The following is a 20,991-nucleotide window of genomic DNA, read 5'->3' as shown; positions in this document are numbered from 1 at the left end:
CGGGCACGGAGACTCTCCGTCGGCCGGGCGACGGGGATCAACGCGCGTGCGGGTTTCGGACAACGCCACGGTCACCGCCGCGGGTCCTCCCGCCGCCGGCCTCGACCGTTGCGCCCGCGCTCAGGCTCGCCGGAGCGTCTGCGAGGGGTGCTCGCCGAAGCGTCGCCGGTAGTCGAGCGCGAAACGCCCGTGGTGCGCGAAGCCCCACCGCTCCGCGATCCGCGCCACGCTGTCCGTCGGCGGCTCCGCGCGCTCCAGGTCGCGACGGGCATGCGTCAGCCGACGCTCGCGGAGGAAGGCGAGGGGGGTCGTCTCGAGAGCCTGCCGGAAGCCCGCCTGCAGGGCGCGGACGCTCACGCCCGCGGTGCGGGCGAGCTCGGGAACCGTCATGAGCGCCGCATCCGGGTGGGCCTCGACCGCGTCGACCGCCCGGCGCACCGCCCGGGGAGCGGCGGGGCCCGCAGGCTGGTCGAGCTCGTCGCTGAACGAGTGCCGGCTCGCGAGCAGCAGCCCCGTGAGGAGCGTGTCCTGCAGGTTCGCGGTGACGACCGTGTCGGCGCTGAGCCCCGCGGCACCCCAGAGCCTGCGCCCCAGCAGCTGCAGGACCATGTACCAGTCCCGGGCGCGGGCTCCCTCCAGAGCCATGCCGAACTCGAACTCGATCGCCGCCCCCCGCGCCGGGCGTCCGAGCAGCTGCTCGAGCCGGCGCTCGAGCGCCTCGCGCCGGATCTTGACGCCCAGTATCCGCTGCGGCCCGCCAAGCCCCTCGAACCCGTGCCGGTGCAGTCCGTAGACAGCTGCGAGGCGCGGACTCGCCGTGATCGCGCGGTCTCCGCGCATCGTGCGCAGCGATCCGTCGAGCGGGATGTTGACCTGGTAGGCGTCGCGCACCGAGCCCGTCTGCACACGCACCGCGCTGCTGTACGTCACGGTGCCGAGCGTGACCGCGCCGGTCCGGAACGAGTGGAGCGTGAGGAAGGGCTCGGCGTCGCGCACGAGCGGAGTGAGCACGTGCTGGTGGAAGACGAGGCTCCCGACGCTCATGGCCTCGTCCATGCGTACGCGACGCAGCGACACCTCGGGGGGCAGGGCTCCGGGGGGAACGACGTCAGCGTCGACGACCATGCCCTCTGGAGTATCACGCGACCGGGCCGTGGACAAGCGCGAGAGCGCGACCGCGGCGGAACTGTCCGAAATGCGCAGGCCCGTGACCGGACGCCGCTGCCGCATACTCGTCCGTGTCATCGCCTGATCCCGTCCGCGGGGACGCGGTCTCGTGCCGCATCCGCCACGGATTACGCAGTCCTACGGATACCCGGCCTCCTCGCGCAGCCGCATACTTGTGCCACGACCCGGACCCGCGGGCGATGCGCGACCCGAGCGCGGACCGCCGCCCGAGCGCGGCCCGGCAGATCTCAAAGAAGAGAACCGAGAGGAAACGATCATGACGATCGCAGACACCGCAGCCCCCGCACTCCCCGATGCGCTCTCCCCCGGTCGCCTGTTCATCGGCGGCGCCTGGCGCGACGCATCGGACGGCGCCCGCACGGACGTCGTCGCCCCGGCCACCGGCGCCGTCCTGACCCAGGTCGCGAAGGCGACGCTCGCAGATGTCGACGCGGCCGTCGCCGCCGCGCGCGCCGCGTTCGACTCGGGCGTGTGGTCGGGACTCTCCGGCCGGGAGCGGTCCCGCATCCTGCGGAAGGCGCACGATCTGATCCGCGCCCACACCGAGGAGCTCGCCCAGGCGGAGAGCCAGGACGTCGGCAAGCCGATCACGCTCGCGCGCGTCGTCGACGTCGAGCACTCGGCGCTGCAGTACGAGTACGCCGCGAGCCTCGGACAGCACCTCGACGGATCGGTGCGCGAGACCCCCGGCAACACGCACGCCTACGTGCGGCGCGAGCCCCTGGGGGTCGTCGCGGCGATCACGCCGTTCAACTTCCCGCTGATCCTGTCGTCGACGAAGATCGCGACGGCGCTGATCGCCGGCAACACCGTCGTGCACAAGCCGGCCTCGGACACCCCCCTCTCGGCCCTGCTCATCGCGGAGATCCTGCAGGAGGCGGGCGTCCCCGACGGCGTCTTCAACGTCGTCACCGGCTCGGGCGCCGATCTCGGCGACCGGCTGGTCACACACCCCGACGTCGACAAGGTCGCCTTCACCGGGTCGACCGAGGTGGGGGCGCACGTCGCGGAGCTCGCCGGCCGCGCCCTGCGGCCGGTCACCGCCGAGCTCGGCGGCAACGCGGCGAACATCGTGTTCGCCGACGCCGACCTCGACCAGGCGATCGGCGCGATCATCCCGGCCTTCGTCTTCAACGCCGGCCAGTTCTGCATGGCGGGGCCGCGGCTGCTCGTCGAGCGTCCGCTGTACGAGACCGTCCTCGGCATCCTCGAGCAGGCGGTTCCGGGCGTGCCCTTCGGCGACATCACCGCCCCCGACACGGTCATCGGCCCGCTCGCGTCGCAGAAGCAGCTCGACAAGGTCGCGGACCTCGTGCGACAGGCGACGGATGCGGGGGCCCGCGTCGTGACGGGCGGTCACCCCGTCGACCTCGACGGGGGCTTCTTCTACGCCCCGACCGTGCTCGCCGATGTCGAGAACGACAACCCCGCCGTCGCGCAGGAGGTCTTCGGCCCGGTGCTCACCGTGCAGGCCTTCGACACCGAGGAGGAGGCCGTCGCGCTCGCGAACTCGACCCCCTACGGCCTGGCATCCGGCATCCAGACCACCAACCTCGCCAAGGCGCACCGCGTCGCCGCGAAGCTCGACGCCGGGATCACCTGGGTGAACGGGTGGGCTCTGCTCGACCCGTCGGTGCCGTTCGGCGGCGTGGGGCAGTCCGGCTTCGGTCGGGAGTACGGTCCGGAGGCGCTCGAGTCGTACCTGCGCACGAAGTCGATCGTCTTCAACCTCGACGAGGGCGCGGGCCGGTGACCGCGGCGCGCGCCGCCGTCCTGAACGCGCCCGGCACGCCGCTCTCGGTCGAGACGGTGGAGCTCGCCGCACCGGGCACGGGCGAGGCGCTCGTGCGCCTCGTGGCGTCGGGGCTGTGCCACACCGATCTCGGCGTGCTGGCCGGCGGCATCCCGTTCCCCTCGCCCGGCGTCATCGGGCACGAGGGCGCGGGCGTCGTCGAGGCGGTCGGACCGGGTGTCACGGCCGTCGCGCCGAGGGACCACGTGCTCATGAGCTTCACCTCCTGCGGGGGATGCGACGCGTGTGCGCAGGCGCATCCCGCCTACTGCGACACCTGGCTGCCCCGGAACCTGCTCGGCGGGCTCCGCACGGACGACTCCGGCGGCATCACCCGCGACGGTGAGCCGGTCGCAGCGCACTTCTTCGGGCAGTCGTCGTTCGGCGAGTACGCGATCGCCGACGTGCGGTCCCTCGTGCGGGTCGCCGACGATGCGGACCTCGCGACGCTCGCGCCGCTCGGCTGCGGCGTGCTCACCGGCTTCGGATCGGTGCGGAACGTGCTCGACCCGGGGCCGGGCGACGTCGTCGCCGTGTACGGGAGCGGCGCGGTCGGGCTCTCGGGCGTGATCGCCGCCGCATCCCGCCGGCCGGCCCGACTGATCGCGATCGATCTCGTGGCCGCGCGGCTGGACCTCGCCCGCGAGCTCGGTGCGACCGACACGATCGATGCGAGCACCGAGAACGTCGCGGAGCGGCTGGCGGAGATCACCGGCGGCCACGGCGTGGACAAGAGCTTCGACACGACCGGCAGCCCGGCCGTCGCGCGCGGGGCCCTCGACGCCGCGGCCGTCCGCGGCACGGTGCTCGTGTGCGGGGCTCCCCCGCCCGGCACCGAGATCCCGGTCGACATCCAGGGGATCCTCACCGGCAAGGTGCTGCGCGGGGTGACGATGGGCGACACCGATCCGCAGACGCTCATCCCCGAGCTCGTGGCCCTGCACGCGACAGGCGGCCTCCCCCTGGAGAGGCTCCAGCGGCGCTATGCGCTCGAGGACATCCAGCAGGCCGCCGACGACATGCACCACGGCGTGACCGTCAAGCCCGTGATCGTCTACTGATGCGTCTCCCTCCGAAAGGGAGCGGCGACCGGGGCGGGGGCTACGGCAGGTAGATCGACTTGTACATGCGGTACTGGTCGAGTGCCTCCGGGCCGTTCTCCCGGCCCATGCCGGAGTCCTTGTACCCGCCGAAGGGGGCGGTGAGGTCGGGGCTGTAGGAGTTGATGCCGACGGTTCCCGTCTCCATCCGGCGCGCGAACGCGATCGCGCGCGCCTCGTCCGCGCTGAAGACCGCCCCGCCCAGCCCGTAGCGCGAGTCGTTCGCGATGCGCAGCGCATCCTCCTCGCCGTCATGGCCGAGCACGACCACGACCGGGCCGAACACCTCCTCCTGGGCGATCCGGCTCGAGGGGTCGACGCCCGTGATGACCGTGGGGAGGTACCCGTGCCCCGGTCCGTTCGCGTACGCGCCGCCGGTGCGGATGTCGGCGCCCTCGCGTCGGGCCTCGTCGACGAGAGCCGCCACCCGCGCGCGGATCCGTTCCGAGACGAGCGGACCCATCTCCGTGTCGGGATGGCGCGGGTCGCCCACGCGGATCGACTCCGCCGCATCCGTCAGCGCGGCGACGTACTCCTCGAGCCGGTCGCGGGGGACGAGGACCCGGGAGAGGAGGAAGCAGGTCTGCCCCGCGTTGGCGAACGAGCGCATCCTCAGATGCGGGACGACCTGGGCGGGGTCGGCGTCCGACAGCACGACGGCCGCCGACTTCCCCCCGAGCTCGAGCGAGACGGGGCGGAGCCGCTCCGCGCACTCGCGCGCGATCGCCCGGCCTGCCTCCGTGGACCCGGTGAAGGCGATCTTGTCGACGCCGCGATGCGCCACCAGCTCGGCGCCCGTCTGCCGACCGCCTGTGACGACGTTCACGACCCCTGGGGGAAAACCCGCCTCGATGCAGAGCTCTCCGACCAGGAGCGCCGAGAGCGGCGTCTCCTCCGCGGGTTTCACGACCGCCGTGCAGCCCGCCGCCAGAGCGGGGGCGAGCTTCGATACGAGCAGCGAGAGCGGGTAGTTCCAGGGGATGATCATCCCGACCACGCCCACGGGCTCTCGCCGCACGATCGTGGCGGAGTCCGACAGGAGCTTGGGCCGCACCTCCTCCTCGACCAGACGGTCGGCGAGCTCGGCGTAGTACCGCAGCACGCGGGGCGGGCCCACCGCGTTGCCGAGCGAGAGCGCCGCGTGCTGCCCCATCTCGCTCGTGACCAGCTCGGCGAGCTCGTCACCCCGGCGCTCCCACGCATCGGCGAGTGCACGGAGGTGCTCGGCACGGCGGGCGGCGGATGCGGCGACCCAGTCGCCCGCGATGAACGCCCGACGGGCGGCGGCCACGGCGCGGTCGACGTCGGCCGCCGTGCCGCGGGGCGCCGATCCGACGACGCCGCCCGTGAACGGGTCGGTGACGACGAGCGCGCCGTCACCGGTGGACGCGACCCAGTCGCCGCCGATGAGGAGCGGGTTCGCGGGCCCGGCTGCAGGGACCTGCGCCTCAGCCGCCATGTGCCTCTCCTCCGTCCGCGCGCTCCATCACGGTCACCGTCCCCCGGTCGCCGTCCACGCGCACCAGATCGCCGGTGCGGATGACCACCACCGGATCCTGCTCGAACTCGGAGACCGTGGGCACCCGTATGACGACCGCGCCCAGCACCGCCTTCGTCGTCATGGCGGTGAACACCATCGCCAGCGGCGCCGTGCCCATGAGCCGCGTGCTCTGGAAGAAGCCCGACCAGCCCGACGAGCCCTTCGCACCGGGGAAGACCAGGACCTTCCCCGTGAAGCACACGCCCACGAGCTCATGGCGTCGCTCGATGATCGTGCCGCTGGCGGGATCGATGCCGCCCCATCCCGAGATCGTCTCGTGGGAGACGAGCGCCTCGCCCTCCACGACCCCGGGCACGATGCCGCGGCCCCGCAGCTCGATCATCACGCCAGCTCACCCCGCCAGGTGCCGGTGATGGCCGCGTCGACGCATTCCTCGAGGGTGCCGAACCAGCCCTCGATGCCGAGGATCGCCGGCAGGTAGTGCACCTGCTTGGCGGAGTCGCTCGCGAACACGCGCGTGCCCGGAGGGGCGACGCGTGACATCGCCGGGCAGGAGTCGGTGAGCAGCTGACCGCCGGCCCGCTGGATGGTCTCGGTGTAGCCGTTCCGGTCGGCCACGCTGCGCAGCGCCCTCGGCGTCATGATCCACAGCTCCACGCCGTCCTTGATCCGTCTGCCCTCGAGCGCGCGTGCGGCTCGGGCGATCTGATCGACGGAGGCGTGCGGGCATCCCAGCAGGACGAAGTCGACATCGGTGGAGGAACCCTGGCTGTTGAGCGTCTCGTAGACCTGTCGGCGCTCCCTCTCCCCATAGACGATGGGCTCGGGCACAGGACGCCCGCCGAAGGCGCCCTCGAGGCTGACCGCCTCCGGCGTGAGGCCCGGGATGTGGAAGATCTCGACGCCGCCGGCCGTCGCGGTCGCCGCCCCGAAGTGCTTGAGGTCGGTCAGATCGGGTCGCGCCCAGCGCCCGGAGATGACCGGGCGCTCCTCCTGCACCGCATCACCGACGAAGTAGCCGAACATCCCCCAGTCCTGGAAACCGTCGACATCCACCCGAGCCTCGACGAGACGGGTGCCGATGCGGTTCTCCGGGATGTGGTTGCCCCAGTAAGGGATCTTTCCGGTGAGGCCGGCGGCACCCGTCGAGGCGGTGCCCTCGCAGTTCGTCCGCGCACCCAGCACCGAGTTGCAGTAGACGACGGCGGAGGACTCCATCCAGGCGCAGTGCTCGCCCCGCACCGGCAGGTTGCCCACCTGGTACGGGGTGCAGGTCGCCAGGATGTTGACGCCGCGGTCGCTGAAATAGGATTCCGCGTCGTCCTGGAGCACGATCGACGCCTCCGGGTACGGCGCGTGCCCCCGGACATCTGCGCTGAAGCCGTGCTGGAGCTGACACATCGGCACCTTCATGCGCGGGATCTCGATGTCGTCGTCGCTGTCGAGGTTGATCACCGAGAAGGACTTCGCCCATCCGCCCTCCTCGACCAGGCGGGCCTTGACCGGCGAGGGCTGCGTCATCGTGCCCGCGACGTTGCGGGTGTCGCAGAGCCGCTCGGCACCGAGGGCCTCCCCGTAGCGGACGAGCAGGTCCATCGCCGCAGCGACCGCGGGGCCTTCCGCCCCGTCGCGCATCGACTTCTCTTCGTCGGTCAGTCTCATTTCCCGCTCCCTCGTTCACCGTCTCATTCGTCGCCGACGTTCTCACGGACGCGGTCCGCGAGCTCGGCAGGATCGACATCGGCCGCACGGGAGTCGCCGGCCATGTCGAGGACATGCGCCGCCGCGAAGCCCATCGCCGCGCAGGCACCCATCACCCGCACGCTCGACAGCGCGGCGGCGTCGCCGTCCACGCACCGCCCCGCGGCCACGACGTTGTCGGAGCCCCGGGGGATCATGCTCCGCAGAGGCACGTAGTGCACGTGCTCGGGTCCGAAGGTCTCCCACACGTACCCCTCGGGTCGATCGTGCAGCTCGATCGGCCATGCCGTCCGAGCGACGGCGTCCTCGAACCGGCGTCCGGAACGCACCTCGTCGACGGTCAGCATGTGCTCCGAGGCGATCCAGCGCGTCTGCCGCCGCCCGGGAAAGCCGTACGCGCGCACCCGTGCGTCGCCGAACGCCGCGGGGAACTCCCGACGCAGGAAGCGCACGACGCGGTCGGCCTGGTCGCGCCCCTCCAGCTGCGCGCGCGACGCCGCGACGGCGCTCAGGGGCGCCTCGACGTGCGTCATGTTCATCACCGCGGTGTGGCGTCCCGGGTAGACGAACGCGAGGCCGTCCCGGCGCACCAGCCCGTACTCGTCGGCCTTCGCGTCGACGCGCTCGACGAGGTCGGCTGCATCCGGCATCGCCGTCTCGTCGATCCCCTCGATCCGGATCTGCTGGGAGCCCCACACCGTGCGCTCGGGGACCCGGCAGGCGAGCCCCGCCTCCCAGGTGAGAGCGGCGTCGCCGCTCGCGTCCACGAAGCCCGCGGCGGTCACCTCCACGAGCCCGTGGCGGGTCGCGAACGTGGCCGAGAGGATCCTCCCCGCCTCGCGCCGGACCTGGAACAGGCTCGCGCCGAGGACGGGCTGCACGCCGCTCTCGTGCACACGCTGCTCGATCCACCGGCCGAGCACCACCTCGTCGTAGCTGACGGTCTTGGTACGGCTCACGTTCACGTGGATGTCGCCGCTCGCGCCGAGGTCCGCGAACATCGCGTCGAAGATCCCGTGGGTGAGCTGCCGATACTCGGGTCCGTTCCCGTAGACGCCGCAGAACAACCCGATCAGCGAGTTCACGCACTGGCCGCCGAGCACGGGCAGCGCATCGACCAGCACGACGCGGCGTCCGAGGCGCCGCGCCTCGAGAGCGGCCTGGATCCCGGCGATCCCTGCGCCGACGACGCAGATGTCCGCGTCGACACGCTCGACCGCGCCGCTGCCCGGCTTCACGACGGTGTCGACCCGCAACGGGGTCAGGGGATGCGGCATGCGACGTCCTCGGTCTCGACGCGGGCGACCGCGGTGGGGTGGATGCGGCGGCGGGCGGCGGGCCTGACGACGGCGCCGAGCGCGAGGTCCTCGACGGCACTCGCGTACAACGACAGCCAGCCGGGACCCGGCGCGGTCCCGGTGGGCGAGGCGTGGCGCCGACGGGTCTCGAGGACCTCCCCGGGCACCCGCAGGTCGATCGAGCGCCGGCCGATGTCGATCTCGATCACATCGCCCGTCTCCACCACATCGAGCGGACCGCCCAGCGCCGCCTCCGGGGTGATCTCCCCCACGACGATCCCCTTGTTCACGAGGCCGGACAGCTGCCCGTCGGTGACGACCGCGATGTGCTCCGTGAGTCCCGCGCCGTTCGCGGCGAACACGACGTTGGAGGCCATCCCCATCCCGGGCATGCCGACGGGTCCGAGTCCGCGCAGCACGAGCACCTCGCCCCGGCGCACCTCCCCCGCGTCGAGAGCGTCGATCGCGTCGACGGCGGAGCCGAACACCCGCGCCGGCCCCCGGAAGGACGAGGGGCGTTCCTCGGAGACGGAGAGCTTGACGATGCCGCCCGTCGGCGCGAGGGAGCCGCGGAGGATGAGGATGGTGGCGCTGCCCTCCCCGGCCCCGTCGAGCGGAGCGATGATGCTGTCCGGAGGCGCACGGAAAGCGGCCACGGCCTCGCCGAGCGTGCCGCCCGAGACCGTGGCGACGGAACCGTCGATGTTCGCCCCGAGCGCGGCCAGGACGCCGAGCGCCCCGCCGGAGTCCTCGAAGTCCTCGATGGTGTCCTCCCCGTTGGGGCGCACGGCGGCCAGCGCTCGGGAGGAGTCGGCCGCGATGTCCATGCAGCGACCGAAGTCGACGTCCACCTCGCCCTCGCGCGCGATCGCCCGGAGATGCTTGACGCAGTTGATCGAGCCGCTCACGGCGATCAACGCGTGCGCCGCGTTCTGGAACGCGGCCGGCGTCATGATGTCGCGCGGGCGGAGATCACGGGCGATGAGCTCGACGATCGCTCGGCCGGCCTCGCGCGCCGCATCCCACATGCGCTCGCTGTCGGCACGCACCGGGGTGCTGCCGGGAAGCGCCATGCCGAGCGCCTCGGCCATGATGTGCATCGAGTTCGCGGTGCCCATCCCGGTGCACACCCCCGGGCCCTGGATGGCGCGATCGGCGAGGTCGCACAACCCCTCGACGCTCGTCCCGCCGCGGGCCACGTGCCCGGCCCGGATGAAGACCTCCTCGATGTCGGCCCGTTCGCCGGAGTCGAGGATGCCGCAGGACTGGTAGCCGCACGAGACCACGACGGTCGGCACATCGAGACGGGCGGCGGCCATCAGCTGTCCGGGCGTCGTCTTGTCGCACGAGGCGAGGCACACCATGCCGTCGAGCTGAGCGCCCTCGACGACGGCCTCGATGTCGTCGGCGAGCAGATCGCGGGACGACAGCACATAGCCGCCCCCGCGGCCGGCGGCCATGATGAAGTCGGTCGGGGCCACGGTCCGGATCTCGAAGCCGAGGCCGCCCGCGGCATAGATCGCGTCCTTGACGTGCTGTGCGATCGGATCGAGATGGCTGAAGCACGGCGCGAGCCCCGACGAGGAGTTGACGATCGCGATCTTCGGCCTCTCGAGGTCGTCCGGACGCACGCCGAGGACGCGCCATTGGGCTCGGCGGGTCGCCCATCGGGGGCTGCCCACGGGGTGGTTGCTGCGCAGGTCCACGGCCTAGCCCACGTTCCGCTGTCCGTACACGGACTCGTGCCACGGGATGACGAACCGTTTCAGGCTCGCGACGATGAAGTAGAGCGCGAGGCCCAGGGCGGACAGCAGCGCGATCACGGCGAACAGCGCCGGCGAGTCGAGCGCGTTCAGCGTGGTCACGACCATGTAGCCGAGGCCTTCGTTGCCGCCGAGGTACTCGCCCACGATCGTGCCGATGATCGCCATCACGATGCCGATCTCCATGCCCGCGAAGATGTAGGGCAGCACGCTCTTGAACTCCAAGCGCCGGAACGTCTGCCATCTCGACGCGTTCAGGCTCCGCATCACCTCCCGCTGGCCCGCCTCGATCGAGCGCACGCCCAGCAGGACGTTCAGCATGATGGGGAAGAACGCCAGCAGCGCCGCCATGATGATCTTCGACGTCATCCCGAATCCGAACCAGATGACGAACAGGGGGATGAGGGCGACCTTCGGAACGACCTGGGAGACGATGATCAAGGGCCGCAGACTGATCTCGAGGAGCGGGATCTTGCCGAAGAAGACGCCGACCACGACACCCAGCACCAGGGCGATGAGGAAGCCGACGACCGTCTCCGTGACGGTGATCCACGTGTTGGCCCAGGTCGCGGGCTGAGCGACCACCCGCAGGAGCGCGTCCCAGATCTGCGCCGGCGAGGGCAGGATGAGAGGGTTCACCTCCAGCGCCGTCACGGTAACCTGCCAGACGACCAGCAGCACGATCAGCAGCAGCGGGGTCGTGACCCACGGAAGGATCTTGACGAGCTTCTCGCGGGTCATCTCAGGCCTCCTGGTTGAGGTCGATGCGCAGCCGGCGGATGATCTCGCCGAACTCGGGGGCGGTCTGCACGTCGATGCCGCGCGGCTTCGGCATGTCGATCGCCATGATCTGCTTGATGCGGCCGGGACGAGGCGTCAGGTGCACGACCCGGTCGGCGAGGAAGACCGCCTCCGGGATGTCGTGCGTGACGAACACCACGGTCGCCTTCGTCTCCAGCGCGATGCGCTGCAGCTCGATGTTCATGTGCTCGCGGGTGAGTGCGTCGAGGGCGCCGAAGGGCTCGTCCATGAGCAGCAGCTCGGGGTCGCAGCTCAGTGCGCGCGCGATGGACGCGCGCTGCCGCATCCCGCCGGAGAGCTCGCGCGGATACGAGCGCTCGAAGCCCTTCAGCCCGACCAGTCCGGCGAGCTCCGCCGCGCGTGCGTGGCACTGCTTGGTGCTCATCCCACACAGCCGCAGGGGGAGCGCGATGTTCTCGAGCACCGAGTACCAGGGGAACAGGTTCGCCTCCTGGAACACGACGCCCAGCTTGCGGATGACCGAGGAGTCGACGCGCCCGCCCTGCCACAGCGAGCGTCCGTCGATCTCGATCCTCCCGGAGGTGGGGGTCAGCAGTCCCGCGATCATCCGGAGGATGGTGGTCTTGCCGCACCCCGACCTGCCGATCAGGGCCACGAACTCCCCGTCCTGGATCGTGAGGTCGACGTGCGACACGGCGTGCGTCACGCCGGACTTCGTGGTGAAGTCGCGGCAGACGTCGCGGAGCGTCAGGAGGTCGCCCCCGGTGCGCCCGTCCTGGCCGACGTTCTCCTGCGTCCTCGATGGCGGCTGCGTCTGCACGGTTGTCATCTCCTCACCTCGTCGTGTCGGATCTCGTCGTGTCGGATTCGGCGGCTCGCGGTCACCGGGCCGGCAGCAGCTCGTTGGTCATCCAGGAGGCGGCGTCCTCGCCGCCGGGGATCATCTCGGCGGCGACCATCTGCTCATAGCCCGCGACCCAGTCCGTCTCGTCGGTGGTGAGCAGGTCGGTGTTCGCCCCGCCGTCGGTCCATCCCTCGACGAACTGGGCCAGCGCGGCCTCCGCGATCGCGTCGTCGTTCAGGGTGGCGAAGTCGTACTTGGAGCGCAGGATCTCGATGACGTTGCCGAAGCCGTTGACCTCGTCGTCGACGATGAACTGCACGGCCTCCTCGATGGCGGCGAGGTACTTCGAGATGCTCTCGCCGTGGGTCTCGATGTGCTCCGGCGTCGTCACGTAGATCTGGGTGTCGGCCTTGGACGGCGAGAGGTCTCCGGGGTTCAGCGAGATGGCGTCGGCGTTCTGGGACTTCACGATCTCGGCGGTGTCGATGCTCACGACGTAGCCGGCGAGCTGGCCCTGCTGCACGAGCGCGAACGTCGCCGGAGTGAGGCCGACGACCTGTCGCCCGACGGATGCGGGATCCACCCCGGCGCCGCTCAGGCTGAGGGTGATCGTCTTGTCGCTCGTACCGCCCTCGGAGGGGACCCCGACCGTCTTGTCTACGAAGTCCTCGGCCGTCTCGAGCGGGTCAGTGTCAGAGGAGATGATGCGGATGCCCGGCTGACGCACGAGCGTTCCGACGTTCACCAGCGGCTGGCCGTCGGCCGCGGCGGTCAGCAGGTCGATGCCGCCCACGCGGGTGAGCGGTGCGATGCCGCCGAGGACTCCCTGCATCGCCACCGGCGAGCCCTTGACGGGCTGGAGCGTGACGTCGAGACCCTGTGCCTCGAAGAGCCCGTGTGCGTCCGCGAACATCTCCGGCGCCATCGACAACGAGTCGAGGGTCAGGTAGCTGAGAAAGGTGAAGGGCTCGAGGTCGCCGTCGGCGGCCGACGACGAGCCCGCGGGCTGGGTGGCGCACCCGGCGAGCGCGAGCGCGGCGACGGCGGCGACGGCGAGCCGTGTCAACCGGCGCCTGCCTCGAGCGGGTCGGTGATCGAGATGGGCAGCGGTGCTCGAATGGATCTGGGTGAGGGGCATCATCGTCTCCTTCGCGGGCATCCCACGCTCCATCGCGCGGGTACAGCGGAAGACTCGCATCCGGCGCGGGCATTCCCCATCCTTCTTTCCGGATATCGGAAGGGTCGTCTGCGAGGCCGTTCGCCGCGTCAGTCCTCGTCGAGCGTGAGATGCTGCCGGCCGAGCGCCCGGGAGATCGCGCGGGCGGTCGATCGGACGAGGTGCACCATGTGGGTGCCGTCGGCCCGCTCGTACGGAAGGATCAACGACAGCGCACCGACGACCGAGCCGGACGGCTGGGCGATCGGGGCGGCGACCGAGACGAGCTCGGGACGGATCTGCCGATCGCTGATCGCGTAGCCCTGCCGCGCGATCTCGTCGAGCGCGGGCTGCAGCTCGGCACGTGAGGAGTAGGTGTTCGAGGTGAACGGGCGCAGCTCGCCGGAGAGGACCTCCTCCCTCACGTCGTCGGGCGCGTGCGCCAGCAGCACCTGCCCGACCGCCGTCGCGTGCAGCGCGTAGCGGCTTCCGATCCGAGGCCGCGAAGAGGTCTCGTCGGGGCTGCGGAAGCACTCGACGAACACCGCGTCGAAACTCTCGCGGACGGCGAGATGCACGCTGTAGTGGGTGATCTCGTAGAGGTCGTGCATGTACGGACGGGCCACCGCCTGCAGTGCGACCGAGCGCGGGGCGAGCGAGGCCACCTCCCACAACCGCAGCCCGATCCGATAGCGCCCGTGCGAGGTCCGCTCGAGAGCGCCCCACGCCAGCAGCTCGACCACGATCCGATGCGTCGTCGTCAACGGCAGATCGGCGTGCCTGCTCATCTCGGAGAGACTCTGCGTCGCCCGCCCCTCTCGGAACGTGGCGATGATGCCGAGCGCACGTCCGACCGTGGACGTCGAGTCTCGGCGTGCCGGCTCACCGGCCGGCACCGCCCCTGGCGCGGCGCCCCCGACACCCCCGCCTTCGACATCCGTGTCCTCGACGCTCACGACGGCGACTCCATCCGCCCCGGGTCGGGTGTCCGGTGCTGTGGACCGCGAGACTGCGCCGGGGCGCCGAGACAGCGGGGATTCCCCTCGGTCTCGGTGCGCACGTGCAGTCTCGCGGGCCGTGACGCCCGGGCCGAGGCCGAGCGTCAGAAGACGCGGACGGCGATCTCGGCGGGTGCGGCCAGGAGCCCGGCGATCTCGTCGTCGAGGCGCACGATCGTGACCGAGAGCCCGGCCATGTCGAGCGACGTGCAGTACTCGCCCACGTAGCTGCGCTCGATCGCCGCGCCGCGGCCGGTCAGCAGCTCGTGCGCGATGCCGTACGCGAGATACAGCTCGCTGATCGGAGTGCCGCCCAGGCCGTTGGCCATCAGGGCGAGCCGGTCGCCCTGGACGACCTCGAGATCCGCCGCGACGGCGTCGACGAGCGCGGTCACCATCTCGGTCGCGCTGCCGACCTCGACGCGCTTGCGCCCCGGCTCGCCGTGGATGCCGACCCCGAACTCGATCTTGTCGGCCTCCAGCTCGAACAGCGGCGAGCCCTTGGCCGGCGGCGTGCAGGCGGTGAGGGCCAGACCCATCGTGCGCGTGGCCGCGTTGACCTTCTCTCCGATGCGCACCAGCTCGTCGAGGTCGGCGCCGGCCTCGGCCGCCGCGCCCACCGCCTTCATCACGAAGAAGTTGCCCGCGACGCCCCGGCGCCCCACCGTGTACAGCGAGTCCTGCACCGCGACGTCGTCGTCCACGAAGAGCGTGCGCACCTCGATCCCCTCCGCCGAGCCCAGCTCCTGCGCCATCTCGAACGCCATCCGGTCGCCGGTGTAGTTGTTGACGATCAGCAGCACCCCCTTCGCGGACGCCAGCCGCTTGATCGTCTCGTAGACGTATTCGACCGGGGGAGCGGCGAACACGTCGCCCGGGCACGCGGCAGTCAGCATCCCGGGCCCGACCGTCATGACGTGCGCAGGCTCGTGACCGGACCCCGAGCCCTGGATCACCGTCACCCGGTCGTCGCTCGGCGCGTCGGCGCGGTGGATGAGGTTGTACTCGGGCACGTACCGGAGCGTGTCGGGGTTGGCCAGTGCCAGCCCCCGGAGCATCTGCGGGACGAAGTCCTTGGGGTCGTCGACGAACTTCTTCATGAGGTGCGTTCCTTCCTTCTCGTCCTGGGGGGAGCGCGGGCGTTCAGCCCGCGTCGGGGTTCTCGGCGCCGGGGCGCTGGGGCCACTGCTCGGCCAGCCGCTCGGCGATCACGGCGAGCGCGACGGCACCCGCATCCGGGGATCCGATGCTGCGCTCCCCGCTGTAGCTCGCCCGCCCCCGCATCGCCCGGAGCGAGCTCGTCGCCTCGGCGGACTCCCGGGTCGCCGCGGCGAACCGTGCGACGAGCGCCGACGAGTCCGCCTCGCCCTCCGCGTCCGCGGCGGCGAGCGCATCCGTCGCGGGGATCAGGGCGTCCAGCAGCGTCTTGTCGCCGAGCTGAGCCTTGCCACGCGCCTGGATGCCCTCGGCCGCCGCGCGCAGCAGCGCCACCACCGCGGCCAGATCGATCTCGTCGGTGTCGCGCAACGAGAGCGACGCCCGGAGGAACCCCGTCCCCCAGATCGGGCCGGACGTGCCGCCGACCCGGCTCGAGATCGTCATGGCCGCGGCCTGCAGCAGGGCGGATGCGGTGTCGTCGGGATAGTCGTCGATGTCCTCCAGCACCTTCTCGAAACCGCGCGCCAGCGAGAAGCCGAAGTCGCCGTCGCCGACGACCGCGTCGAGCTCGCCGAAATAGTCCTCGTTCTCGACCGCCGTCGTGGCGATCGAGCGCACCACGAAGCGGACGGTGTCCACCGAACTGCCTGTCACGATTCCTCCCGGTTCTCCGCGGCGCGCGCGATGCGCACCGCCTCCACGTCGGCCAGACCGATCTCGCCCGACGGCTCCGTCCCGCCGTCCGCCGCGAGCACCCGGGCCGGCTCGGCCGGCTCGCCGAGGCTCGACAGCACGAGCGCCGCGCCGGCGAAGTCCTCGTCCGCCGTGTACGCGCTCACCGTCACGATCGTCGCGATGCCGGCCGCACGGGCGGCACGGAGGCCGATGCCGCTGTCCTCGACGACGACCGCGTCCCCGGGCCCGACGCCGAGATCGGCTAGCGCGTGCAGATAGATGTCAGGGGCCGGCTTCTTGCGCGGCACGATGTCGCCGGCGTAGACGGAGAACGCGGCGGCGAGGTCGTCGCCCACCGCCCGCCGCAGCACCGCGCGCACCGACGGCTCGGCCGACGTGGAGGCGACGGCGAGGCGCCATCCGGATGCCGCAGCCTCCGCCGCGACCCGCGCGACACCGGGACGCGGGTCGATCCTGCCCTCGTCGATGGTCCGCGTGTAGATCTCGGTCTTGCGGCGGTGCATCGCGGCGATGAGCTCGTCGAGCGCCGCGTCGTCCCGAGGGTGGTCCGGCCAGCGCGCCGCGAGCGCGGGCGTGAACTCGCTCCGCATCCGCTCCTTGCCGCCGCCGATCCGCACCTTCTCGCCGTACTCGGCGACCGACCATTCCACGGGCACGCCGAACTCGCGGAACGTCTGGTTGAACGCGGGCAGGTGGCCGAACATCTCGGTGTCGGCGAGCACTCCGTCGCAGTCGAAGATCAGCGCGGGCATGCTCAGCCCGCCTTGCCGGCGCTGCCGAAGACCTCGGCGAAGCCGACGACGAGTTCGATCACGTCGTCGCGAGTGCTGCGGAAGAGCGACGGCGGGTCCCACTTTTCCTGCGTGCGCGCGTCCTCGAGGAACGCGAGCTCGCTCTGCATGAAGCGCTCCTTGAGCGCCGTGGAGATGTTGACCTTCGCGCAGCCACGCGCGATCAGGTCGCGGAACTGCTCGTCGCTCAGGCCGCTGCCGCCGTGGAGGGCGATGGGCACGGGATGCGCCGCGACGATCTGACTGATCCGCTCGCCGTCGAGCACGGGCGTCGTCTTGTAGCTGCCGTGCGCGTTGCCGATCGCCGGGGCGAAGACGTCCACCCCGGTCTCGCGGAGGAACCCGAGCTGCACCTCGAGGCTCTGCCGCGCGGATTCCTCGTCGGAGCCGTGGTCGTCCTCGACCCCGGTGATCGACTCGATCTCGCCCTCGACGTGCGCACCGTACCGGCGGGCCTCGGCGACGACCTCGATGGTCTGGCGCTGGTTCTCCGCCACCGGCAGCTCGGAGGCGTCGAAGAGCACCGAGTTCCAGCCGTGCTCGAGGCACGTCGTGATGACCGCCCGGTCTGGACAGTGGTCGAGGTGCAGCGCGACCGGCACCGGGATGTCTCGGGTGAGCTCCTGCCACATCGCCGCGAGGAGCCCGGCGCCGATGCTCCGGACCGTCTTCACGGAGGTCTGCACGATGACCGGCGAGGATGCGGCGACCGCGCCGGCGAGGACCGCCTCGAGCGTGAGGTCGTTGAAGACGTTGATCGCCGGCACGCCGTAGCGCTCGGCGAACGAACGGTCGACGATCTCCTTCAGGGACTGGACGGGCATCGGTGCTCTCTCTCGTCAGCGGATGGTGGCGCCGCCCGCCGCGCTCGCGCGCAGCCGGACGGACTCGGCCCGGTACTGCTCGAACGCCCGCAGGCGCTCGGCAGCCGCATCCGGGTCGGTGCGGTAGTCGTCGTAGGCGGCGAGGATCTGCTCGTAGTGGCGGCGGAGCCCCTCGCGCGTCTCGGCGAACGGCAGCACGTAGAGCAGGTCGTGCTCGATCGCGTGCCGCACGTGCTCGGCGAGCTCGACGGGATCCATCCCGCCCTCGTACAGGCGCTGCTGAGCCGCGACGAATCCCGGGTCCGCGCGGAAGCTGGAGCCGTCGGCGAGATCGTCGGGGCGGCGGTCGAGCGCGTGCGCGATGTCGCTGCGCACGCTCGCCGGGCACAGGACCGAGGCGCCGATGCCGTGCGCTCCGAGCGAGAGCGCGTAGCTCTCCATGAGGTTGATCACGGCTGCCTTCGACGCGGCGTAGATGGCGGCTGCGGGACTGCCCTCGAACCCCGCCATCGACGCGACCGACACGATGTGCCCGCCGCGTCCGGCGCGGATCATGCGCGGCAGAACGGTCTGGATGCCGTTCACGACGCCGCCGAAGTTCACGCCCATGACCCAGTCGAAATCGGCGTAGGTGGCCGCATCCAGGGGCCCGAACCCGTTGACGCCGGCGGTGTTGAACAGCAGTGTGACGGGGCCTGCGAAGCGATCCTCCACCTCGTCGACGGCGCGCGCCCAGGCCTCGCGGTCGCGGACGTCGAGCTGCACGCCGTGCACGTCGACGCCCTCGGCCGCCAGGCGGCGCACGGCGTCGTCGAGCGGCTCGCGCCGCACGTCGGCGATCGCGATCCGGCAGCCGAGCCGGCCGAACACCTGCGCCTGGCCGAACCCCACGCCGGACGCTCCGCCCGTGATGAACGCGACCCTGCCATCGAAATCCTGCACGACGTCCTCCATGACTCGCGGCGCTGCGGCACTCGTGGGTCCAGCGTGCCCCATCCCCGGACCGGGAGACGGTCTCACTGTGAGACGCTCGATCTCACGGTGAGAGCGTCGATCCGGACGCCGCGTGGCCACCGGTGCGCAACGGCGCACCGCCGCGCACCGGACGGTCGAGGACGACGACATGACGATCGCACCGCCGACCCTCACCCCCGAGAGCGTCGAACGGCTCATCCGCATCGCCCGGGACGACGCCGGCGTCCCGGGCGACGAGCTGCTCGCCAACCGGGAGTGACCTCTTCGCGACGTGTACGGGGTCCCCGGAGACGACAGCTACGCCCCCCCCCCGGTCGCGGTGCACCCGACACCTGTCGCACCGCCCTATGGGGTGATCGCGAGGAGGTGGACCGCCTGGTCCGGTCCGTCACCCGGGCGTAGGAGGCCATCCCCGGTGCCGCGATGACGGTACAGGGGGTCTACCGCCCCGACGAGTACGAGGAGATCGCGTCGGTCTCCGACCGCATCACGGCGGGCGTGCCGAACCTCGACGTCATCAAGCACAAGGGCGAGGGCTTCGCCCACATCGGGATGTCGACGGGCGGCTGAACTGTCAGGCCGCGCCAACCTCGACACGCGAGCATCGATCTCTAGCTCTCGGGACTGTGCACGGCGCCGCGGATCCAGCGGTTGAGCGCCGCGCGCAGCACGAGGGCGATCACGGAGACGAGCAGACCAGTCCCCGATACGAAGAACACCCAGGCGTTGACGGCGCTCCAGCGCCCATCGGGATCACCGGCGAGAACAGCCGCCATCGCCAGCAATACGACGAGTGTCGTCGTGGCGAGGAAGAAACCCGCGCGACGCGGCCCGCTACGGGGTGGCAACGATGCCCCGTTCACCATCACGGTCGCGCCGACGACGGCCGCCAGCACGAGCAAGGCGATGGAGACGACGGTTCCTGTCCACCCAATGAACAGCTCCTCCGGCGTTCTCGGCCCGCAGGTATACAGCAGTGGCGCCGCGGTCCACGCTAACTCGGTCGTGCACCGCGGATCCCGCAGCTGATAGATCGCGTACAGCGAGACGGAGAACGGTATGCCCAGTCCGAGGAACAGGCTGATCCAGCCCGTCCGGATGAGGACGAGCTGGATCAGCCTGCGAGCACGAATCAGACATCTCCCGACGTGCATGCCCAGAATTGCGCCGGCGTCGTTCCGAAGTCGGGCGAGTACCAGCACAGGTTCGGCGCCGCCCTCCCATTGGCGTTGTTGAGGACCATGCGACTCGACGTGGGTCCGGGTCCGGGGTAGGCGCCAGGTGCCACACCCATGCAGTCCATCAAAGGCATGCTCGGATTCTGCTCACACCACGTACGACTGACCGGCTGAACGATCGCACCAACGACGCTATAAGCATCCTCTCCCTTGAGTGGGTAGTAGTAGATCGACAGGTGGTTGGTGCCAGCGACGCTGTGGGGCATGACCTGAGGCTGAGCCATCCCGACCGCGATCGTACTGACATTGCACGGGTCGCTGAGGTCGTTGAAATCACCGTACATTCCGAGATTCCCCGGGGCGTAGATCTGGTCTGATCCGGCGATCACCCACGCGAACCAGCTGTACTCCCGTGTCGACGCCGCCGCCCAGTCCTTATACAAGGATGTCGTTGCTCCACAGTGGGGCCGGACTCCGTACCCGATGGGAAGCGGTGATGTTGGGTTATTCGGGCGCATCTGCGTATAGAAGTCGAACTGGAATTCCATCCCCCAGTGCTTCGCCATCTTCGTTGGAGAAGCATAAGGATCCAGCCCGCACCAAGAGTACTTCGCCTCAATCGCCAAGTTGGTCGAACTCATCTGCGTGATCATCGCTTCCGCGGTATTGGGCTGCCACGTCTCATTCGCCGCCAGCGCGTTGAGTTGCAGCGCGGCGTCCGTTGAGGCGAAGCTTTCACGGGAAGGGTCACCATCCGGCGCATCGAAGAACGGGAGAGACTCCCCCAGCAGCCTGCTCGTGCGCGCCGATTCCTTCTCCTCCAGCTGAGCGTAGGCCTCACCGTCGACATAGGCCGCCACCACCTCTGGGGCTGTGCCGGTCTTCTGCTCGACTTCACTAAGGAATTCGTTGACGCTCAGACCACCTTCGAGCCAATAGTCGCCGATGATCGAGTCGCTCACGAAGTGATAGCCCTTGATCTGCAAAGCGCCTGCTTCAGTAACCGTTGTTGCTGAAGCCAGGCTCACCGGGTTGGCGAACGCGACCTGCTCATACGCCGGTGTGTCACTCTTCCCCAACGGATCGGTCACGATCGGGTCTTGTGGAGCCGCCATCGCTGCTGTCGTGCCCTAGGACGCGGTCAAGTCCCGTGGCGTGGTGTCACTTCGGTTGTTCCTGTGATGGATGGGGTCAGGCGGTGAGGTGGAGCTCGGGACGGGCGGGTTCTGCGTGGTCGTGGAGGGTGTGGATGAGTTTGCGCATGGA

At 70.6% G+C, this 20,991-nt stretch carries 20 protein-coding genes; 3 read left to right on the top strand and 17 right to left on the bottom strand.

Annotated features, from left to right (window positions below):
- Positions 1–120: 120 nt before the first annotated feature.
- Positions 121–1,125 carry an AraC family transcriptional regulator gene (locus GVL03_RS15425; RefSeq protein ID WP_159501897.1) on the bottom strand — a complete coding sequence of 335 codons (1,005 nt, stop codon included), beginning with the start codon at positions 1,123–1,125 and terminating at the stop codon, positions 121–123.
- A gap of 319 nt (positions 1,126–1,444) precedes the next feature.
- On the opposite strand from GVL03_RS15425, the gene GVL03_RS15420 reads away from it, so the two are divergent.
- Both GVL03_RS15420 and GVL03_RS15415 read left to right on the top strand, forming a co-directional pair.
- The gene (locus tag GVL03_RS15420) at positions 1,445–2,941 is read left to right on the top strand and encodes an aldehyde dehydrogenase (RefSeq protein WP_159501896.1); all 1,497 of its coding nucleotides are present in this window, start codon (positions 1,445–1,447) and stop codon (positions 2,939–2,941) included.
- Positions 2,938–4,041, top strand: a complete 1,104-nt coding sequence (locus tag GVL03_RS15415) for an NAD(P)-dependent alcohol dehydrogenase (protein WP_159501895.1) — start codon at positions 2,938–2,940, stop codon at positions 4,039–4,041. Before GVL03_RS15420 ends, GVL03_RS15415 begins: the two co-directional genes overlap by 4 nt.
- Before the next feature lie 40 nt (positions 4,042–4,081).
- Here GVL03_RS15415 and GVL03_RS15410 read toward each other — a convergent pair whose 3' ends face one another.
- The 14 genes from GVL03_RS15410 to GVL03_RS15345 all read right to left on the bottom strand — a co-directional run bounded on the left by GVL03_RS15410 (position 4,082) and on the right by GVL03_RS15345 (position 18,514).
- Positions 4,082–5,539, bottom strand: coding sequence for an aldehyde dehydrogenase family protein (locus GVL03_RS15410; RefSeq protein ID WP_159501894.1), 1,458 nt, complete (start codon positions 5,537–5,539; stop codon positions 4,082–4,084).
- Positions 5,529–5,963 carry an aconitase X swivel domain-containing protein gene (locus tag GVL03_RS15405; RefSeq protein ID WP_159501893.1) on the bottom strand — a complete coding sequence of 145 codons (435 nt, stop codon included), beginning with the start codon at positions 5,961–5,963 and terminating at the stop codon, positions 5,529–5,531. The genes GVL03_RS15410 and GVL03_RS15405 overlap by 11 nt, the downstream gene beginning before the upstream one ends.
- Complete coding sequence (locus GVL03_RS15400; RefSeq protein ID WP_159501892.1) at positions 5,963–7,243, bottom strand: aconitase X catalytic domain-containing protein; 1,281 nt, start codon at positions 7,241–7,243, stop codon at positions 5,963–5,965. Before GVL03_RS15400 ends, GVL03_RS15405 begins: the two co-directional genes overlap by 1 nt.
- Positions 7,244–7,266: 23 nt before the next feature.
- On the bottom strand, positions 7,267–8,559 hold the full coding sequence (locus GVL03_RS15395; protein ID WP_159501891.1) for an FAD-dependent oxidoreductase: 1,293 nt from the start codon (positions 8,557–8,559) through the stop codon (positions 7,267–7,269).
- Positions 8,544–10,286, bottom strand: a complete 1,743-nt coding sequence (locus GVL03_RS15390; protein WP_159501890.1) for a dihydroxy-acid dehydratase — start codon at positions 10,284–10,286, stop codon at positions 8,544–8,546. Before GVL03_RS15390 ends, GVL03_RS15395 begins: the two co-directional genes overlap by 16 nt.
- Positions 10,287–10,289: 3 nt before the next feature.
- A complete protein-coding gene (locus GVL03_RS15385; RefSeq protein WP_159501889.1) occupies positions 10,290–11,084 on the bottom strand; it encodes an ABC transporter permease in 795 nt (264 codons plus the stop codon).
- 1 nt (position 11,085) lies between these two features.
- Complete coding sequence (locus GVL03_RS15380) at positions 11,086–11,934, bottom strand: ABC transporter ATP-binding protein (RefSeq protein WP_159501888.1); 849 nt, start codon at positions 11,932–11,934, stop codon at positions 11,086–11,088.
- A 52-nt stretch (positions 11,935–11,986) separates the two neighbouring features.
- Complete coding sequence (locus GVL03_RS15375) at positions 11,987–13,087, bottom strand: ABC transporter substrate-binding protein (protein ID WP_159501887.1); 1,101 nt, start codon at positions 13,085–13,087, stop codon at positions 11,987–11,989.
- A gap of 128 nt (positions 13,088–13,215) precedes the next feature.
- A complete protein-coding gene (locus tag GVL03_RS15370) occupies positions 13,216–14,061 on the bottom strand; it encodes an IclR family transcriptional regulator (protein ID WP_200847194.1) in 846 nt (281 codons plus the stop codon).
- 146 nt (positions 14,062–14,207) lie between these two features.
- A complete protein-coding gene (locus GVL03_RS15365; RefSeq protein WP_159501886.1) occupies positions 14,208–15,203 on the bottom strand; it encodes a dihydroxyacetone kinase subunit DhaK in 996 nt (331 codons plus the stop codon).
- Positions 15,204–15,246: 43 nt separating this feature from the next.
- Complete coding sequence (dhaL, locus tag GVL03_RS15360; RefSeq protein WP_159501885.1) at positions 15,247–15,915, bottom strand: dihydroxyacetone kinase subunit DhaL; 669 nt, start codon at positions 15,913–15,915, stop codon at positions 15,247–15,249.
- Positions 15,912–16,709, bottom strand: coding sequence for an HAD-IA family hydrolase (locus GVL03_RS15355; RefSeq protein WP_159501884.1), 798 nt, complete (start codon positions 16,707–16,709; stop codon positions 15,912–15,914). Before GVL03_RS15355 ends, dhaL begins: the two co-directional genes overlap by 4 nt.
- Before the next feature lie 2 nt (positions 16,710–16,711).
- A complete protein-coding gene (locus GVL03_RS15350) occupies positions 16,712–17,572 on the bottom strand; it encodes a class II fructose-bisphosphate aldolase (RefSeq protein ID WP_159501883.1) in 861 nt (286 codons plus the stop codon).
- 15 nt (positions 17,573–17,587) lie between these two features.
- Positions 17,588–18,514 (bottom strand): SDR family NAD(P)-dependent oxidoreductase, encoded by a 927-nt coding sequence (locus GVL03_RS15345; RefSeq protein ID WP_159501882.1) that lies wholly within the window; start codon positions 18,512–18,514, stop codon positions 17,588–17,590.
- 456 nt (positions 18,515–18,970) lie between these two features.
- Between GVL03_RS15345 and GVL03_RS15340 the strand changes: the two genes are divergently transcribed.
- Complete coding sequence (locus GVL03_RS15340; RefSeq protein WP_159501881.1) at positions 18,971–19,117, top strand: hypothetical protein; 147 nt, start codon at positions 18,971–18,973, stop codon at positions 19,115–19,117.
- 41 nt (positions 19,118–19,158) lie between these two features.
- Here GVL03_RS15340 and GVL03_RS15335 read toward each other — a convergent pair whose 3' ends face one another.
- Positions 19,159–19,749, bottom strand: coding sequence for a hypothetical protein (locus GVL03_RS15335; protein WP_159501880.1), 591 nt, complete (start codon positions 19,747–19,749; stop codon positions 19,159–19,161).
- A complete protein-coding gene (locus tag GVL03_RS15330) occupies positions 19,680–20,816 on the bottom strand; it encodes a hypothetical protein (protein WP_159501879.1) in 1,137 nt (378 codons plus the stop codon). Before GVL03_RS15330 ends, GVL03_RS15335 begins: the two co-directional genes overlap by 70 nt.
- Positions 20,817–20,991: the final 175 nt, after the last annotated feature.

Origin of the sequence: Microbacterium sp. 18062 (assembly GCF_902706225.1) — a bacterium.
Classification (GTDB): Bacteria; Actinomycetota; Actinomycetes; order Actinomycetales; family Microbacteriaceae; genus Microbacterium.
Note: the sequence above shows the minus strand (reverse complement) of the source record. Positions and strands in the feature narration are given on the sequence as shown.

Bases quoted from the DNA above. Each gene is read 5' to 3' on its own strand.
- GVL03_RS15350 (WP_159501883.1), bottom strand. From the start codon at position 17,572: ATGCCCGTCCAGTCCCTGAAGGAGATCGTCGACCGTTCGTTCGCCGAG.
- GVL03_RS15395 (WP_159501891.1), bottom strand. From the start codon at position 8,559: ATGCCGCATCCCCTGACCCCGTTGCGGGTCGACACCGTCGTGAAGCCG.
- GVL03_RS15425 (WP_159501897.1), bottom strand. From the start codon at position 1,125: ATGGTCGTCGACGCTGACGTCGTTCCCCCCGGAGCCCTGCCCCCCGAG.
- GVL03_RS15380 (WP_159501888.1), bottom strand. From the start codon at position 11,934: ATGACAACCGTGCAGACGCAGCCGCCATCGAGGACGCAGGAGAACGTC.
- GVL03_RS15420 (WP_159501896.1), top strand. From the start codon at position 1,445: ATGACGATCGCAGACACCGCAGCCCCCGCACTCCCCGATGCGCTCTCC.
- GVL03_RS15340 (WP_159501881.1), top strand. From the start codon at position 18,971: ATGACGGTACAGGGGGTCTACCGCCCCGACGAGTACGAGGAGATCGCG.
- GVL03_RS15405 (WP_159501893.1), bottom strand. From the start codon at position 5,963: ATGATCGAGCTGCGGGGCCGCGGCATCGTGCCCGGGGTCGTGGAGGGC.
- GVL03_RS15365 (WP_159501886.1), bottom strand. From the start codon at position 15,203: ATGAAGAAGTTCGTCGACGACCCCAAGGACTTCGTCCCGCAGATGCTC.
- GVL03_RS15410 (WP_159501894.1), bottom strand. From the start codon at position 5,539: ATGGCGGCTGAGGCGCAGGTCCCTGCAGCCGGGCCCGCGAACCCGCTC.
- GVL03_RS15385 (WP_159501889.1), bottom strand. From the start codon at position 11,084: ATGACCCGCGAGAAGCTCGTCAAGATCCTTCCGTGGGTCACGACCCCG.
- GVL03_RS15355 (WP_159501884.1), bottom strand. From the start codon at position 16,709: ATGCCCGCGCTGATCTTCGACTGCGACGGAGTGCTCGCCGACACCGAG.
- GVL03_RS15400 (WP_159501892.1), bottom strand. From the start codon at position 7,243: ATGAGACTGACCGACGAAGAGAAGTCGATGCGCGACGGGGCGGAAGGC.
- GVL03_RS15375 (WP_159501887.1), bottom strand. From the start codon at position 13,087: ATGCCCCTCACCCAGATCCATTCGAGCACCGCTGCCCATCTCGATCAC.